This is a genomic window from Streptomyces sp. NPDC024687 (assembly GCF_055559055.1).
The window spans coordinates 1390536-1406693 of record NZ_JBVHLJ010000001.1 but is presented as its reverse complement, the minus strand read 5'-3'; the positions used below and the strand labels follow the sequence as shown (position 1 = coordinate 1406693).

General features: G+C 70.9%; 17 protein-coding genes. 8 read left to right on the top strand and 9 right to left on the bottom strand.

The features are described 5' to 3' along the window. Nucleotides 1-230: 230 nt before the first annotated feature. On the top strand, nt 231-2570 hold the full coding sequence (locus tag ACZ39I_RS06335) for a streptophobe family protein (RefSeq protein ID WP_467243265.1): 2340 nt from the start codon (nt 231-233) through the stop codon (nt 2568-2570). 126 nt (nt 2571-2696) lie between these two features. Then, on the top strand, nt 2697-3911 hold the full coding sequence (gene serB, locus ACZ39I_RS06330) for a phosphoserine phosphatase SerB (RefSeq protein WP_467243263.1): 1215 nt from the start codon (nt 2697-2699) through the stop codon (nt 3909-3911). 94 nt (nt 3912-4005) lie between these two features. Here serB and ACZ39I_RS06325 read toward each other — a convergent pair whose 3' ends face one another. The 4 genes from ACZ39I_RS06325 to ACZ39I_RS06310 form a co-directional block, all read right to left on the bottom strand. Continuing rightward, nucleotides 4006-4524 carry a SixA phosphatase family protein gene (locus ACZ39I_RS06325; RefSeq protein WP_467243261.1) on the bottom strand — a complete coding sequence of 173 codons (519 nt, stop codon included), beginning with the start codon at nt 4522-4524 and terminating at the stop codon, nt 4006-4008. A 65-nt stretch (nt 4525-4589) separates the two neighbouring features. Beyond that, nucleotides 4590-4796 carry a hypothetical protein gene (locus tag ACZ39I_RS06320; protein WP_352390405.1) on the bottom strand — a complete coding sequence of 69 codons (207 nt, stop codon included), beginning with the start codon at nt 4794-4796 and terminating at the stop codon, nt 4590-4592. Nucleotides 4797-4951: 155 nt separating this feature from the next. Beyond that, a complete protein-coding gene (locus tag ACZ39I_RS06315) occupies nt 4952-5068 on the bottom strand; it encodes an SGM_5486 family transporter-associated protein (protein ID WP_352390406.1) in 117 nt (38 codons plus the stop codon). A gap of 48 nt (nt 5069-5116) precedes the next feature. Then, complete coding sequence (locus tag ACZ39I_RS06310; protein WP_467243258.1) at nt 5117-6466, bottom strand: CynX/NimT family MFS transporter; 1350 nt, start codon at nt 6464-6466, stop codon at nt 5117-5119. A gap of 82 nt (nt 6467-6548) precedes the next feature. Between ACZ39I_RS06310 and ACZ39I_RS06305 the strand changes: the two genes are divergently transcribed. Next, the gene (locus ACZ39I_RS06305) at nt 6549-7244 is read left to right on the top strand and encodes a FadR/GntR family transcriptional regulator (RefSeq protein WP_467243254.1); all 696 of its coding nucleotides are present in this window, start codon (nt 6549-6551) and stop codon (nt 7242-7244) included. On the opposite strand, the gene ACZ39I_RS06300 is transcribed toward ACZ39I_RS06305, so the two are convergent. From ACZ39I_RS06300 to fabG, 3 genes are all read right to left on the bottom strand, one after another. Beyond that, the gene (locus tag ACZ39I_RS06300; protein WP_352390409.1) at nt 7219-7572 is read right to left on the bottom strand and encodes a hypothetical protein; all 354 of its coding nucleotides are present in this window, start codon (nt 7570-7572) and stop codon (nt 7219-7221) included. The genes ACZ39I_RS06305 and ACZ39I_RS06300 overlap by 26 nt on opposite strands. A gap of 159 nt (nt 7573-7731) precedes the next feature. Beyond that, a complete protein-coding gene (gene fabI / locus ACZ39I_RS06295) occupies nt 7732-8499 on the bottom strand; it encodes an enoyl-ACP reductase FabI (RefSeq protein WP_352390410.1) in 768 nt (255 codons plus the stop codon). 5 nt (nt 8500-8504) lie between these two features. Beyond that, complete coding sequence (gene fabG, locus ACZ39I_RS06290) at nt 8505-9209, bottom strand: 3-oxoacyl-[acyl-carrier-protein] reductase (RefSeq protein WP_467243251.1); 705 nt, start codon at nt 9207-9209, stop codon at nt 8505-8507. A 250-nt stretch (nt 9210-9459) separates the two neighbouring features. Between fabG and ACZ39I_RS06285 the strand changes: the two genes are divergently transcribed. The 3 genes from ACZ39I_RS06285 to tyrS are packed head-to-tail and all read left to right on the top strand — an operon-like array spanning nt 9460 to nt 13700. After that, a complete protein-coding gene (locus ACZ39I_RS06285) occupies nt 9460-10983 on the top strand; it encodes a TldD/PmbA family protein (RefSeq protein WP_467243250.1) in 1524 nt (507 codons plus the stop codon). Then, entirely contained in the window at nt 10980-12374 is a 1395-nt protein-coding gene (locus ACZ39I_RS06280) for a metallopeptidase TldD-related protein (RefSeq protein ID WP_467243249.1), read from the top strand. Before ACZ39I_RS06285 ends, ACZ39I_RS06280 begins: the two co-directional genes overlap by 4 nt. 57 nt (nt 12375-12431) lie before the next feature. Continuing rightward, entirely contained in the window at nt 12432-13700 is a 1269-nt protein-coding gene (gene tyrS, locus ACZ39I_RS06275; protein WP_467243247.1) for a tyrosine--tRNA ligase, read from the top strand. A gap of 64 nt (nt 13701-13764) precedes the next feature. On the opposite strand, the gene ACZ39I_RS06270 is transcribed toward tyrS, so the two are convergent. Next, the gene (locus ACZ39I_RS06270; protein ID WP_467243245.1) at nt 13765-14046 is read right to left on the bottom strand and encodes a GlsB/YeaQ/YmgE family stress response membrane protein; all 282 of its coding nucleotides are present in this window, start codon (nt 14044-14046) and stop codon (nt 13765-13767) included. A 246-nt stretch (nt 14047-14292) separates the two neighbouring features. Here ACZ39I_RS06270 and ACZ39I_RS06265 point away from each other — a divergent pair, with 246 nt between their 5' ends. Together ACZ39I_RS06265 and ACZ39I_RS06260 are read left to right on the top strand one after the other, a co-directional pair. Further along, on the top strand, nt 14293-14691 hold the full coding sequence (locus tag ACZ39I_RS06265) for a DUF3099 domain-containing protein (RefSeq protein WP_467243243.1): 399 nt from the start codon (nt 14293-14295) through the stop codon (nt 14689-14691). A gap of 202 nt (nt 14692-14893) precedes the next feature. After that, nucleotides 14894-15112 (top strand): hypothetical protein, encoded by a 219-nt coding sequence (locus tag ACZ39I_RS06260; protein ID WP_123759849.1) that lies wholly within the window; start codon nt 14894-14896, stop codon nt 15110-15112. On the opposite strand, the gene moaA is transcribed toward ACZ39I_RS06260, so the two are convergent. Continuing rightward, a complete protein-coding gene (gene moaA, locus ACZ39I_RS06255) occupies nt 15109-16098 on the bottom strand; it encodes a GTP 3',8-cyclase MoaA (RefSeq protein WP_467243241.1) in 990 nt (329 codons plus the stop codon). The genes ACZ39I_RS06260 and moaA overlap by 4 nt on opposite strands. Between the last annotated feature and the right edge of the window lie 60 nt (nt 16099-16158).

Sequence of the window (16158 nt, the reverse complement as noted above, 5' to 3'; positions counted from 1 at the left end):
CACTGAGTAGTCCCCCGAATTGCCCCCGTCACAGGGAGTGTAGGGATGTCGAACATCGTCGGGAACTATTTCAGGATCCCCCTCCTGACCGAAAGTCGAGCCCCGAGAACACCACGTTCGCGCGCTTCGGCCGGTTCCGTTGACGGGGTTGAAACCGACCCGGAGAGTGGGTAATCCACGCGAGGGGGACAAGCGCGGTCTCGGCCGCGCCGCGGATCGGGGGGTCTGCCATGAGTGCGTCCATGAGCACGAAGGCCACGAAGCAGGGCGTGCGACTGCCGTGGGGGGACATCCTGCTGTCCGCGATTACGGCCGTGAGCTGGGCGTTGATCGGGATGGCGGGCGCCGCCGCGCTCGGTCTGCATCTCCTGGAGGCCGATTCCGTGGCCTCACTGGGTCCGATGACCGCGGCCGTTGTGGCCCTTGCGGCGGGTGGTTCGGTGACGCCGTCCGGTGATGTGTCCGCGTTCGGGCTGACGGGGGCGCAGGCGGCGACCGCCATCGAGATCACGCCATTGGGCGTCAGCCTGGTCGGTGCGGTGCTTTTGTCATGGTTCTTCCTGCGGTCCCTCCGGGGCGCCGGCACGGTGATCGCGCCCTCGGAACTCCTCGCGCGCGCGGGCTCGGTGGTCGCGCTGTTCACGGCGATGATGGGCGGGCTGGCCTGGGCGGGGCACGACGTCATCACGCTCGACGGGAGCGCGCTGGGGCTCGACAAGCTGCCCGGCGCGGGCGGGGGCGGCGGTCTCGACATCCCGGGCCTGGGCGACGTCGGGGACATCGGCGGGCTGCTGCCCGACCAGGTCGGCGACCTGATCGACGCGAAGGCGGCGGTCGGCTTCACGGTGGACACCGCGCCGACACTGCTCGGCGGGCTCGGCTGGTCGGCCGGCATCCTGCTGGTCGCCCTGCTGGCGTCCCGTCGTACACCGCTGCCGCGCGGCTGGGAGGCCCTCCACCGGGTCGTACGGCCGGCCGTGTCCGCCCTCGCGACGGTGCTGCTGGTCGCGGTGGCCGCGGGGCTCTCGGCGGCGGCGTACGCGGCGATCGGCGACGACCACCCCAAGCGGATCGCGGGAGCGGCGCTGCTCGGGGCGCCGAACGGGGTGTGGCTGGGCATCCCGGTCGGCCTGTTCGTCCCCTTCGACGGCCGCGCGACGGGCGTTCTGACGAACTTCCTCCCGGACCCCCTGGACCGACTGCTCACCTCCGACTCCGATCAGTCGGTGACGCTGGGGCGCCTGGCGGAGCTGGACGGGCGGGTGTGGCTGCTGGGGGCGGGGGCGGCGCTGATGATGCTGCTGGCCGGGGTGCTGACCGCCGTGCGGACGCCGGTGACGGCTCCTGGGACGGGGAATCCGGGGGCCCTTGGGTTCGCGGGGCGGTGTGCGCTGCGGCTGGGGGTAGCGACCGCGTTGGCGCTGCCGTTGCTCGCCTGGCTGACGGAGGTGTCGGTGGACGCCTCGCTGTCGGTGCTGGGGTTCGACGCGTTCGGCGCGGGGGTGCGACTGCGGGGGCAACTCGGGATCGCGGTACTCCTAGGGGCGCTGTGGGGGGCGGGGGCGGGGGCGGCGGGGGCCTTGCTGGCGCGGGCGACGGGGGCGGCGGGGTCTCGGGCCGCGAGGTTGGCACGGAGTGACGTGGCGGGTGGTTCCGGTGTCGAGGCGGTGGGGGTGCCGGGGGCTGGGGCAGTTGGGGTTCCGCGGTATGCGGGTGAGGGCGGGGGCGGGCCGTATGCAGGTGGGGGCGGGGCTTACTGGAGTGAGAGCGCTCCTTATGGAGGTGACGCCGGCGCGCGCGGGGGTGAGGCCAGGGTTTACGAGAGGGGTGCCGGGGCTTCCGGGGGCGGGCCAGGAGGGTACGAGGGGGCGGGTGGTTCGTACGACGACGCGTCGCGGTCGTACGAAAGCGGAGGGCGGTCACACGAAGGCGGAGGGCAGCCGCACGAAGGCGGAGGGCGGTCGTACGAGGAGGGTGCGGCAGGGACGGGCGGCGGTGAAGCCGGGCCGTACGTACCCGGTACGCCTTATCGGGCGCCCAATCCGGCTACGAACCCCTATCTGCGGGTGCCGGACGAGCTGCGGGGACCTGAGGATGCGCGGCCTGGTGGTGAGCCGCGGCGAGCCGGTCCGCGGGCGACGGGCCGTGAGGGTGGCGGACAGGAGTCGCGCCCCCGGGATCATCGGGGGGCCTCGGGTGAGGTGCCGCCCGCCCGGGGACCGCGGTCGTCCGATGGACACCGTCAGGGCTCGGGCTCGTCCGAGGGCAGCGGTCCGCCGCAGGAGGTCGTACGGCCCCACGAGGACCGTTCGCAGCCGTCGGACGAGTCGAGCGGACCGGGCCGGCCGGGCGGATCAGCCCCGCCGCCCGACACCGTCTACGGCGCCCCGACGGTGGCCCGCCCGATCGACCAGCCCCCTCGTGCACCGCAACCACCTCCCAGGCAGCGGCCCGGCGACCGGCGACCGTCCTCGGGGGACGAGGGCCGGCAGTCGCCGCCACCGCCTCCTCCCCCACCTCCGCCACCGCCGCCACCGCCGCCGCCCAGGCGGCCGAAGGGGCCGCGCTGACCTACCGCAGTCCGCCTGTGGCCTGCCCGTAAGGATCTCGCCACCCGCTCGACACCCACTGTTCCGTGTCCGTCAGACGGACCGCGGGAGCGGCAGGCACTGGGTGCCGGATACGGTGGGAACACCATGAGTGCTTCGCAGACCTCGTCCTCCGACGTCCCCACCCTTCTCGTCAAGATCTTCGGGAAGGACAGGCCGGGCATCACGGCCGGCCTCTTCGACACCCTCGCCGCCTACTCCGTCGACGTGGTCGACATCGAGCAGGTCGTCACGCGTGGCCGGATGGTGCTGTGCGCGCTCGTGACCGCGCCGCCCCGTCCGCTGGAGGGCGATCTGCGGGCGACCGTCCACAGCTGGGCCGAGTCGATCAAGATGCAGGCGGAGATCATCTCCGGTCTCGGCGACAACCGGCCGCGCGGGCTGGGACGTTCCCTGGTCACCGTGCTCGGTCACCCGCTCACCGCGGAGGCCACCGCCGCGATCGCCGCCAAGATCGCCAAGGCGGGCGGCAACATCGACCGTATCTTCCGGCTGGCCAAGTATCCGGTCACGGCCGTCGAGTTCGCGGTGTCCGGTGTGGAGACCGAGCCGCTGCGCACCGCCCTGGTGACGGAGGCCGGCAAGCTCGGCGTGGACGTGGCCGTCGTCGCCGCCGGTCTGCATCGCCGGGCCCAGCGGCTCGTCGTCATGGACGTGGACTCCACACTGATCCAGGACGAGGTGATCGAGCTCTTCGCCGCGCACGCCGGCTGCGAGGCCGAGGTCGCCGAGGTGACCGCGGCCGCGATGCGCGGCGAGCTGGACTTCGAGCAGTCGCTGCACGCACGCGTGGCGCTGTTGGAGGGCCTCGACGCCTCGGTCGTCGACAAGGTGCGTTCCGAGGTACGGCTGACGCCGGGCGCGCGCACCCTCATCCGTACGCTGAAGCGGCTCGGCTTCCAAGTCGGTGTCGTCTCGGGCGGCTTCACCCAGGTCACCGAGGATCTGCAGGACCGACTGGGGCTGGACTTCGCCCAGGCGAACACCCTGGAGATCGTCGACGGGAAGCTGACCGGCCGGGTCACCGGGGAGATCGTGGACCGTGCGGGCAAGGCGCGGCTGCTGCGCCGGTTCGCCGCCGAGGCGGGGGTGCCGCTGTCCCAGACGGTGGCGATCGGCGACGGCGCCAACGACCTGGACATGCTCAACGCGGCCGGGCTCGGGGTCGCCTTCAATGCCAAGCCGGTGGTGCGGGAGGCCGCGCACACCGCGGTGAACGTGCCCTTCCTCGACACGGTGCTGTATCTGCTGGGCGTCACCCGCGAAGAGGTCGAGGCGGCGGACGCGCACGAGGAGGACTGACCTCGACGACGGATCGGCAGGGGCCCGGCACCGTGATGGTGTGCCGGGCCCCTGCCGTTTCTCGCGTGCCGTTTCTCGCGCGAGTGGGGTGTCGTCAGTCGGTCGGTGCCCAGTAGTCGACGAGGGTGGCCACGCCGGGCTCCAGGGCCTTCCAGGGGCCGCTGAACGACAGGACGGCGAAGGCTGCGGCGGGGAAGCCGCGGTCGCTCATCCGCCGGCGGGCCTCCCCCTCGGCGGTGCCCGCGAGGACGTCGGCGAGGCCTTGCACACCCGGGTTGTGGCCGATCAGTACGAGGTTGCGCACGTCGTCCGGGGTCTCGTTCAGCACGGCGATCAGCTCGCCGGGAGAGGCCTCGTAGATCCGCTCCTCGTAGACCGTTTTCGGCCGGTGCGGGAACTCCTGCACGGCGAGCTTCCAGGTCTCACGGGTCCGGGTCGCGGTGGAGCAGAGGGCAAGGTCGAGGGGGATACCGGAGTCGACCAGCCGTCGTCCGGCCTCCGCTGCATCTTTTCGGCCCCGGTCGGCGAGCGGCCGCTCGTGGTCGGTCACCTCGGGCCAGTCGGCTTTCGCATGCCGGAAAAGGACAATCCTGCGGGGATCTGCGACGCTCATGGGATCCAGCTTCGCATGAAACAGGCCATGAGGCGCAGGGAGTTGACGGGCGGCTTGGCGGGTGCTCAGCGCGCCATGAGCTGCTGTACGCGCTCCAGGAACTGGGTGACGACGGGGTCGCCGGAGGCCGCGTGCGCGTCGGTGGGATTGAGAATGAGGGCCAGCAGCACCACGAAGGCGAGCGTCGGCAGGGCGAGCGCCCACCAGGGCAGCCGGATGTCGACGCCGCCCCGGGACGCCGGGTGGGGCGGGGTGTGCGTAGGGGCCGACATGAGTGCCTCCGCTGGTCTTCGAGTCCTTCGTGATCCGCTTCTCGCGGTCACATCTCGAAGCTACGGAACCGGGGCCCCTCAACCCATCCGGTGATCCACCCAGTTGACCCTGACACTCGCCCCCTAGGGGACTGGGGGGTTAACCCCACCGTCGGTCAGGGTGAGGCGATCGTCGCGATGATCGCGATGATGATGAAGATGGCGAAGAACGAGCCGAAGACCAGCAGCATCTTCTTCTGGCCGTTCTGGGGATTCGGATCGAGCACTGGCATACGGCCAGTCTCGCACCCCGGTCTCTTACCGAAGCCGCCAGGGTGACCTCAGCGGGCCGCCTCGTCCTCCACCGTACGGTCGCGGCCCGCCAGCACGCCGACCGCCATCTGCGGGACCATCAGACCGATCATGAGCGCGATGGGCAGTCCCCAGCCGCCGCTGTGCTGGTAGAGCACACCCACCAAAAGCGGTCCCGGGATGGAGATCAGATAGCCGGTGCTCTGTGCGAACGCGGACAGCTGGGCGACGCCCGCGCCGGTCCTGGCACGCATCCCGACCATGGTGAGGGCCAGCGGGAAGGCACAGTTGGAGACACCGAGCAGGACGGCCCAGGCCCAGGCGCCGGCGGCGGGGGCAAGGTACAGGCCCGCGTAGCCGGCGAGACCGCAGACGCCGAGGGCGATCACGATCGGACCCTGGTGCGGCAGCCGGGTGGCCACGCGCGGGATGACGAAGGCGAGCGGGACGCCCATCACCATCGTGACCGCGAGCAGCAGCCCGGCGGTGCCCGCGGATACGCCCGCGTCCCGGAAGATCTGTGCCATCCAGCCCATGGTGATGTAGGCGGCGGTGGCCTGGAGCCCGAAGAAGACGGCGAGCGCCCAGGCGGTCCGGCTCCGGGTGATGCGCAGCGCGGGCGGCTCCACGCGTGCGTGTACGTGCCGGACGGGTCCGGCGCCCTCCACACGCGTGTGCACGCTCCGGGCCGCCTTCGGCTCCGTCGACGCCGGCCCCCGGTCCCGCACGAGCGGGATCCACGGCAGTACGGCCGCCGCGGCCAGGCCCGCCCACACCGCGAGCCCCGACTGCCAGCTCCCGCCCAGCGCCTCGGTCATCGGAACGGTCACGGCGGCCGCCGCCGAGGTGCCGAGGGCGAGGGCCATCGAGTACAGGCCGGTCATGGAGCCGACCCGGTCGGGGAACCAGCGCTTGACGATGACCGGCATCAGGACGTTGCTGACGGCGATGCCCATGAGGGTGAGGGCGCTGGCGGCCAGGAAGCCCGCCGTGGAGCCCGTGTACGGCCGTATCAGCAGGCCGGCCGTGATGGCGACCATGCCCGCGCACACCACCGCTCCCGCGCCGAAGCGGCGGGCCAGCCGCGGGGCCATGACGCCGAAGACGGCGAAGCACAGCGGGGGCACCGAGGTGAGCAGGCCGGCCACGCTGCCGCTCATGCCGAGTCCGTCGCGCACCTCTTCGAGGAGGGCGCCGAGGCTGGTGATGGCGGGGCGGAGGTTGAGGGCGGACAGCACGATGCCGACGACGACCAGGCGCACCGCCCACGCGCGCGTGGCGGGCACCAGGGGTTCCCCGTCGGGCGGGGTCGCGGAACTGCGTGCGGCGGAACTGCGTACGGTCGGGGACTTCGCTGTCCGGGTTTCCTCGCTTGCCATGCCCACCATCATAGAATCATGGGATGATTGGTTGTCCATCCCCGGGTCGTCCGCGGTCGTCCCGCCCGTGCGAAGGTGTGCCATGCCCCTGAGCCATCCCCGCCGCTCGGCGCTGTCCGAGCAGGTCATCGCCGCGCTGCGCAACCAGATCACCTCGGGCGAGTGGCCGGTCGGCTCCCGGATCCCGACGGAGCCCGAGCTGGTCGAGCAGCTGGGGGTCGCACGCAACACCGTCCGCGAGGCCGTCCGCGCGCTCGCGCACAACGGGCTGCTGGACATCCGCCAGGGCTCGGGGACGTACGTCGTGGCGACCAGTGAGCTGGCGGGCGTGATGCACCGCAGGTTCGCCGACGCGGATCCCCGGCACATCGCCGAGCTGCGCTCCACCCTGGAGTCCTCCGCGGCGCGGCTGGCCGCAGAGCGGCGTACTGAGAAGGACCTCAAGCAGCTCGACGCGCTCCTGGTGCGGCGCGAGGAGGCCTGGGAGTCGGGCGACGCGGAGGCCTTCGTGACGGCGGACACCACCTTCCACCTGGCCGTGGTGGCCGCCTCGCACAACGACGTGATGACCGAGATGTACGCCGACCTCGGCGAGGTGCTGCGGGACTGGCTGCGCGAGGACGTCGGCAAGGAGCTGACGCCGGAGACGTACATGGACCACACCCGGCTCGTCGACGCGATCCGCGCGGGCGACGCGGCGGCGGCCGCCGCCGAGGCGGCCGGCTACCCCCTGCAGTGCCGTCCGGGACGGTTCAGCGCGCCAGCTTCCGGTGGCTGACCCACGCCGAGCGGACCTCTTTCCAGCACCGGCCGGTCAGCCGCACGGTCTGCGCGGGCCCGGCCGCGACCTCGGCGCTGTCGGTGTCGAGGTCCCACCAGCGCTCGCACTCGATGTGCAGACGGACGCCGTCGCTGCGCGGATAGGGGTTGTGGCAGTAGGTGGTCACACGGGAGCCGGCGACCTTGCTGCGGCAGGAGGCGCCGAACAGCTCCGACGCGGCGGCGCCGGGCTCCGCCGCGCGTGCGTGGGACATCGCTTCGTACGGCAGGTACATCACGAGGCAGACGGCTGCGGTCACTGAGGCCAGACTGCGGGACAGGCGCACAAGGGGACCTCCTCGGCCGTGCTGGGGAGGGAATCGCGGGTGAACGCGTAATCCAGCGTGCCCAGTTGTGGCAGGTGCGCGCCCGGCCTGGTGGGCCGAACGGGTGAGGGCCCGCGTCCCGAAGGACACGGGCCCCGGCACTTCGCGAGAGGTGCGGTGTCAGGCGCCGATGGCGTGCAGGCCGCCGTCCACGTGGATGATCTCGCCCGTGGTCTTCGGGAACCAGTCGCTCAGCAGGGCGACGATGCCCTTGCCGGCCGGCTCCGGGTCCTTGAGGTCCCACTCCAGGGGGGAGCGGTTGTCCCACACGGCGGCCAGGTCGCTGAAGCCGGGGATGGACTTGGCGGCCATCGAGGCGAGCGGGCCGGCGGAGATGAGGTTGCAGCGGATGTTCTGCTTGCCCAGGTCACGTGCGACGTAGCGGCTGGTGGCCTCCAGGGCGGCCTTCGCCGGGCCCATCCAGTCGTACTGCGGCCAGGCGTACTGGGCGTCGAAGGTGAGGCCGACGACCGAGCCGCCGTTCTGCATCAGCGGCAGGCAGGCCATGGTGAGCGACTTCAGGGAGTACGCCGAGACGTGCATGGCCGTGGCCACGGACTCGAACGGCGTGTTCAGGAAGTTGCCACCGAGCGCGTCCTGCGGCGCGAAGCCGATGGAGTGCACGACACCGTCGAGGCCACCGAGCTCCTCGCCGACGAGGTCGGCCAGCCGGCCGAGGTGCTCGTCGTTGGTCACGTCGAGCTCGATGACCTTGGTGGGCTTGGGCAGCTTCCTGGCGATGCGCTCGGTCAGCGTGGGCCGCGGGAACGCGGTCAGGATGATCTCGGCGCCCTGCTCCTGGGCCAGCTTCGCGGCGTGGAAGGCGATGGAGGACTCCATCAGCACACCGGTGATCAGGACGCGCTTGCCCTCGAGAATTCCGCTCATGGTGTTCAGTGACCCATTCCCAGTCCGCCGTCAACGGGGATGACGGCTCCAGTGATGTACGAGGCGTCGTCCGAGGCGAGGAACCGCACCGTCGCGGCGACCTCCTCGGGCTGCGCGTAACGACCGAGCGGCACCTGCTTCACGATGCCCTCACGCTGCTCGTCGGTGAGCGCCTTGGTCATGTCCGTGTCGACGAAGCCGGGCGCGACGACGTTGAAGGTGATGTTGCGCGAGCCCAGCTCACGGGCGAGCGAACGCGCGAAGCCGACCAAGGCGGCCTTGGAGGCGGCGTAGTTGGCCTGGCCGGGGCCGCCGTAGAGGCCCACGACCGAGGAGATCAGGACGACCCGGCCCTTCTTGGCGCGCAGCATGCCGCGGTTGGCGCGCTTGACCACGCGGAAGGTGCCGGTGAGGTTGGTGTCGACGACCGAGGTGAAGTCCTCCTCGGACATCCGCATCAGCAGCTGGTCCTTGGTGATGCCGGCGTTGGCGATCAGCACCTCGACCGGGCCGTGCTCGGCCTCGATCTCCTTGTAGGCCTGCTCCACCTGCTCGGTGTCGGTGATGTCGCACTTGACGGCCAGGAAGCCGGCCGGCGGCTCCCCCGAGCGGTATGTGATGGCGACCTTGTCGCCGGCCTCGGCGAACGCGCGGGCGATGGCGAGGCCGATGCCCCGGTTGCCTCCGGTGACGAGAACCGAGCGGCTCAACGGATCACCCTTTCCCTTGGGGTCTGACACACCCGCCCGAACACCCTGGATGGCAGGCGGCTTCCCCGAAAACCTATCGGGCCAGTCGCTGTCACGGACATTCGGGCACCGACAGTGGCTTACGGGACTCGCTGTCGGGTCCCTACAGAAAGATGCCGGCAGGGTCCCAAACGTGTGGTCCGGGCACCGGTCGTCGCGACATGATCGGAGCAGCCGTCGCCCACCCTCATGCCGACAGGAAGAGACCCAGGTGCCTCATACCATCGACGAAGCCTTCACAGCGCTTCCCCTACGTGCCCTCGCCGACGCCGCGCTGGCACGCGCGCGTGCGCTCGGTGCCGAGCACGCGGACTTCCGGTTCGAGCGGGTGCGCAGCGCGTCCTGGCGGCTCAGGGACGCCAAGCCGTCCGGGTCCTCGGACACCACCGACCTCGGGTACGCGGTGCGGGTCGTGCACGGCGGTACCTGGGGCTTCGCGTCGGGCGTGGACCTGACGCTGGACGCCGCCGCCAAGGTCGCCTCGCAGGCCGTGGCCATGGCGAAGCTCTCCGCCCAGGTGATCCGCGCGGCCGGGTCCGACGAGCGGGTGGAGCTCGCCGACGAGCCCGTGCACGCCGACCGTACGTGGATCTCGTCGTACGAGATCGATCCGTTCTCCGTGCCCGACGAGGAGAAGGCGGCGCTGCTGGCGGACTGGAGCGCGCGGCTGCTGGGGGCGAGCGGCGTCAACCATGTCGACGCCTCGCTGCTCACCGTGCACGAGAACAAGTTCTACGCCGACACCGCGGGCACGGTGACCACGCAGCAGCGGGTCCGGCTGCACCCGCAGCTGACCGCCGTGTCGGTCGACGAGTCCAGCGGTGAGTTCGACTCCATGCGGACCATCGCGCCGCCGGTCGGACGCGGCTGGGAGTACCTCACGGGCACGGGCTGGGACTGGGATAGCGAGCTCGAGCAGATCCCCGAGCTGCTCGCGGAGAAGATGCGGGCGCCCAGTGTCGAGGGGGGCCTGTACGACCTCGTCGTCGACCCGTCCAACCTCTGGCTGACCATCCACGAGTCCATCGGCCACGCCACCGAGCTGGACCGCGCCCTCGGCTACGAGGCCGCCTACGCCGGCACCTCCTTCGCCACCTTCGACCAGCTCGGCAAGCTCAGGTACGGCTCGGAGCTGATGAACGTCACCGGTGACCGCACCGCCGAACACGGCCTCGCGACTATCGGCTACGACGACGAGGGCGTCGCGGGCCAGTCCTGGGACCTGGTGAAGGACGGCACCCTCGTCGGCTACCAGCTGGACCGGCGGATCGCGAAGCTCACCGGGTTCGAGCGTTCCAACGGGTGCGCCTACGCCGACTCCCCCGGGCACGTCCCGGTGCAGCGCATGGCCAACGTGTCGCTCCAGCCGGACCCGGCGGGCATGTCGACGGAGGATCTCATCGGGAGCGTGGACCGCGGCATCTATGTCGTCGGGGACCGGTCCTGGTCGATCGACATGCAGCGCTACAACTTCCAGTTCACCGGCCAGCGGTTCTTCAGGATCGAGAACGGGCGGATCACCGGGCAGCTGCGGGACGTCGCCTACCAGGCGACCACCACCGACTTCTGGGGCTCGATGGCCGCGGTGGGCGGCCCGCAGACCTATGTCCTCGGCGGCGCCTTCAACTGCGGCAAGGCCCAGCCGGGCCAGGTCGCCGCCGTGTCGCACGGGTGCCCGTCGGCCCTCTTCAAGGGCGTCAACATTCTGAACACCACGCAGGAGGCCGGTCGATGAGCCCGCGCACCAACAAGCCGTACGAGATCGTCGAGCGGGCCCTCGCGCTGTCGCGGGCGGACGGCTGTGTCGTGATCGCCGACGAGCAGTCGACCGCCAACCTGCGCTGGGCGGGCAACGCGCTCACGACGAACGGCGTCACGCGCGGGCGCACGCTCACGGTCGTCGCGACCGTCGACGGCAAGGAGGGCACCGCCTCCGGGGTGGTCTCCCGGTCCGCGGTGACCGAGGACGACCTGGAGCCGCTGGTGCGGGCCGCCGAGGCCGCCGCGCGCGGTGCCGAGCCCGCCGAGGACGCCCAGCCGCTGGTCACGGGCGTATCGGAGTCCCCGGACTTCACGGACGCGCCCGCCGAGACCTCCTCGGCCGTCTTCGCCGACTTCGCGCCGGCGCTCGGCGAGTCCTTCGCACGCGCGCGTGCGGGCGGCCGTGAGCTGTACGGCTTCGCCAACCACGAGCTCGTCTCGACGTACCTGGGCACCTCCACGGGGCTGCGGCTGCGCCACGACCAGCCCAACGGCACGCTGGAGCTGAACGCCAAGTCGCCGGACCGTACCCGCTCGGCCTGGGCGGGGCGCTCCACGCGGGACTTCAAGGACGTCGACCCGGCCGCGCTGGACGCCGAGCTCGCCGTACGCCTGGGATGGGCCGAGCGGCGCCACCAGCTGCCCGCAGGACGGTACGAGACGCTGCTGCCGCCGACCGCGGTCGCGGACCTGCTGATCTACCAGCTGTGGTCGGCGTCGGGCCGGGACGCGGCCGAGGGGCGGACGGTGTTCTCCAAGCCGGGCGGCGGCACCCGGGTCGGCGAGAGGCTGACGGAGCTGCCGCTGACCCTGCGCAGCGACCCGAACGAGCCGGGCCTGGAATCCGCGCCCTTCGTGGTCGCGCACTCCTCCGGGGGCGATCAGTCGGTGTTCGACAACGGTCTGCCGGTCGCCGCCACCGACTGGATCCGACAGGGCGAGCTGGCGCATCTGATGACGACCCGGCACAGCGCGGGCCTGACCGGGCTGCCCGTCGCCCCGGCGGCCGGCAGCCTCGTCCTCGACGGAGGCTCGGAGCTGTCGCTGGAGGAGATGGTCGCGAACACCACGCGCGGGCTGCTGCTGACCTGCCTCTGGTACATCCGCGAGGTCGACCCGGCCACGCTGCTGCTCACCGGGCTGACCCGGGACGGCGTGTACCTCGTCGAGAACGGCGAGGTGACCGGTGAGGTCAACAACTTCCGGTTCAACGAGTCGCCGGTCGGCCTGCTGGGGCGGGCGACGGAGGCGGGACGGACGGAGAAGACGCTGCCCAGGGAGTGGAGCGACTACTTCACCAGGGCCGCGATGCCGGCGCTGCGGGTGCCGGATTTCAATATGAGTTCTGTCAGTCAGGGCGTATAACCTCGTAGCCGGTAGTCACTCGACTGCCCGAGGACCTTTCGAGGAGATACGAGAACCGTGACGGACATCGTCGACGAGCTGAAGTGGCGGGGGCTGTGGTCCCTGTCCACTGACGAGGACGCTTTGCGCAAGGCGCTCGCGGACGGTCCCGTCACGTTCTATTGCGGTTTCGACCCCACCGCGGCCAGTCTCCACGTCGGTCACCTGGTCCAGGTCCTCACCATGCGCCGGCTCCAGCAGGCGGGCCTTCGCCCGCTGGCGCTGGTGGGCGGGGCGACCGGCCAGATCGGCGACCCGCGCCCCACGGCCGAGCGCACGCTCAACGACCCGGAGACGGTCGCGAACTGGGTGACCCGGCTGCGCGGGCAGATCGAGCCGTTCCTGTCCTTCGAGGGCGAGAACGCCGCGGTGATGGTGAACAACCTGGACTGGACGGCCGGGCTGTCGGCCATCGAGTTCCTGCGGGACATCGGCAAGCACTTCCGCGTCAACAAGATGCTCACCAAGGACTCGGTCGCGCGCCGGCTGGAGTCCCAGGAGGGCATCAGCTACACGGAGTTCAGCTACCAATTGCTCCAGGGCATGGACTTCCTCGAGCTGTACCGGCGGTACGGCTGCACGCTCCAGCAGGGCGGCAGCGACCAGTGGGGCAACCTCACCGCGGGGCTCGACCTGATCCACCGGCTGGAGCCCGGGGCCGAGGTGCACTGCCTGGCCACGCCGCTGATGGTCAAGGCGGACGGCACCAAGTTCGGCAAGACCGAGGGCGGCGCCGTCTGGCTCGACCCGGAGATGACGACGCCGTACGCGTTCTACCAGTTCTGGCTGAACGTCGACGACCGGGACGTCTCGACGTACATGCGCATCCTGTCCTTCAGGTCCCGCGAGGAGCTGGAGGAGCTGGAGAAGCAGACCGAGGAGCGGCCCCAGGCCCGGGCCGCGCAGAGGGCGCTGGCGGAGGAGCTGACGACACTGGTGCACGGCGCCGACCAGACGGCCGCCGTGATCGCCGCGAGCCGTGCCCTCTTCGGGCAGGGTGAGCTGGCGGAGCTCGACGAGCGGACGCTGACCGCGGCGCTCTCCGAGGTGCCGCACATCCAGGTCACCGAGCTCGGTGCCGTCGTCGACCTGTTCGCCCAGGTCGGGCTCGTGGCCAGCAAGTCGGCCGCGCGGCGGACGGTGAAGGAGGGCGGGGCCTACGTGAACAACGTCAAGGTCGCGGCCGAGGACGCCGTTCCCGCCGAGGAGGATTTGCTGCACGGTCGCTGGCTGGTGCTGCGCCGGGGCAAGAAGAATCTGGCCGCGGTCGAGGTCACGTCGGCCTAGGTCCCGAGCACGGCAGAAGGGGGCGTCCCTCCCGATGGAGGGCGCCCCCTTCGTCGTACGGCTCTCAGGTCCGGTGGTGTTTTCTCTTGCCCAGCGTCGCCATGTAGAGCATGTCGCCGACGGCGACGATGATGATCGCGGCGATGAGCTGGAAGGCGTGGCGGCTCCAGTCGATGCCGGAGGTCTCGTCCACTCCGAACCCGCGTGCCATGGCGTTGCCGGCGATGGCGCCGAGCATGCCGAAGATAGTGGTCAGCCAGAGGGGACTGTGCTGCTTGCCGGGAATGATCGCCTTCGCGATCAGGCCCAGCACGAATCCCACGATGATCGCCCACAACCAGCCCATGGCTGCCTCCTCGTACGGCTCTACGTGAGCATTTCGGCCAGTGTCGGTCCGTTCGCACTACGCCGCATGTCGGGTACGGCCGTACGTGCCGGGAGTGAGGCCGTCGGCCCAGGCTGGAGCTGCCCCGGTCTCGTAGGCGGCGCAGGCGCGGCGTACCGTGGAAGGCGGCCGGGCCCGGTACCTCCACCGGGTACGGAGCGGATGTGGAGCCGGGAGCGGTCCGATGCGGGCGGATGGTGGAATGTGATGCGGAAGCAGCATGGCGGCGGCAGCGCCCAGGTGTTCCGGATCACCGGAGCCCGGACGAGCCTTCAGGAGGACGTGCGCGGACGTCAGCGTCGATACGTCATCTCGATGACGGTCCGTACGATTTCCGTGGTGCTGGCGGCCACGCTCTGGAACGTCGAGCGGCACGTGGCGATCGTCGCGCTGGTGCTGGGGGCGGTTCTGCCCTATATCGCCGTCGTCATCGCCAACGCGGGGCGGGAGAACGCGCCCTCGCTGCCGTCGACCTTCGTGACCGCTCCGGTCCGGACGATGATCTTGCCGCCGCGGGCCGACGACGACTTCGCGGAACCTGTGCCGGAAGGCGGTACGGGCGGATCGGCGCCGGGCGCCCGGGGTGAACCGCGCGAGCGGACGTGACGGGTGTTCTGAGCACCAAGCTCAAGAAAAGCTCAGATCAATCATGTTGTTCCGGTGCCGGGCCAAGGGTTACCCGTGACATACTTCGTACGCGCTCCGCATCCCCCGTCGGAGCGACAGACCGACGCCGGGCAGCTCCCCCCGTGGCTGCTCGGCGTCGCCTTTTTCCCCTCTTGTTCTCCCCGCTTGTGAGACGAATTCCGTGAGTGACGAGACCCCGATCTGCTCCGCGAAGGGCTGCCGCGTCGACGCCGTGTGGGTGCTCGCGTGGAACAACCCGAAGATCCACACGCCGGAGCGGCGCAAGACGTGGCTGGCCTGCGAGGAGCACCGGGAGCACCTGTCGCAGTTCCTCGGGGTGCGGGGTTTCCTCAAGGATGTCGTGAAGTTCGAGGACTGGCAGGCGCCCGAAGGGGCCTAGCCGCCGATCGCGGACATGGGCCGGTCCGGCTGGACGAAGGTCGGGTCGTCCAGGCCCGCGCCGGCCTTCTTGCCCCACATCGCCTCGCGCCAGATCCGGGCGATCTCCTCGTCACCGGCGTCGGAGCGCAGGGCTGCGCGCAGGTCGGTCTCCTCGCGGGCGAACAGGCAGGTGCGTATCTGGCCGTCGGCGGTGAGGCGGGTGCGGTCGCAGGCGGCGCAGAAGGGGCGGGTGACCGAGGCGATGACGCCGACCACATGCGGGCCGCCGTCGACGATCCAGCGCTCCGCGGGGGCCGATCCGCGCTTGTCCGCTCCCTCCTCGGTGAGGGTGAAGCGGGTACGCAGGGAGGTCAGGATGTCCCCGGCGGTGATCATGCCGTCGCGTTTCCAGCCGTGCTGGGCGTCCAGGGGCATCTGCTCGATGAAGCGCAGTTCGTAGTCGTGCTCCACGGCCCAGGCCAGCAGGTCGGGGGCCTCGTCGTCGTTCAGTCCGGGCATCAGGACGGAGTTGACCTTGACCGGGGTCAGGCCGGCCTCGCGGGCGGCGTCCAGACCCTCCAGGACGTCCTTGTGGCGGTCGCGGCGGGTGAGGGTCTTGAAGACGTCCGGGCGCAGGGTGTCCAGGGAGACGTTGACCCGGTCCAGGCCCGCCGCCTTGAGGGCGTGCGCGGTGCGCTTGAGGCCGATGCCGTTGGTGGTCAGGGACATCTGGGGGCGCGGGGCGAGAGCCGCGACGCGCTCGACGATGCCCACCAGGCCGGGGCGCAGCAGGGGTTCACCGCCGGTGAAGCGGACCTCCTCGATGCCCAGGGAGGTGACGGCGATGTCGATCAGGCGCACGATCTCGTCGTCGGTGAGCAGATCCGGCTTCGCCAGCCACTGCAGGCCCTCCTCGGGCATGCAGTAGGTGCACCGCAGATTGCACCGGTCGGTCAGCGAGACCCGCAGGTCGGTGGCCTGCCGGCCATAGGTGTCGATGAGCACGTGGGCCCCCTCCCTCGTAGCGGATCAGTACCTGCACCATCGTTTTCCGTCACTTGCGAG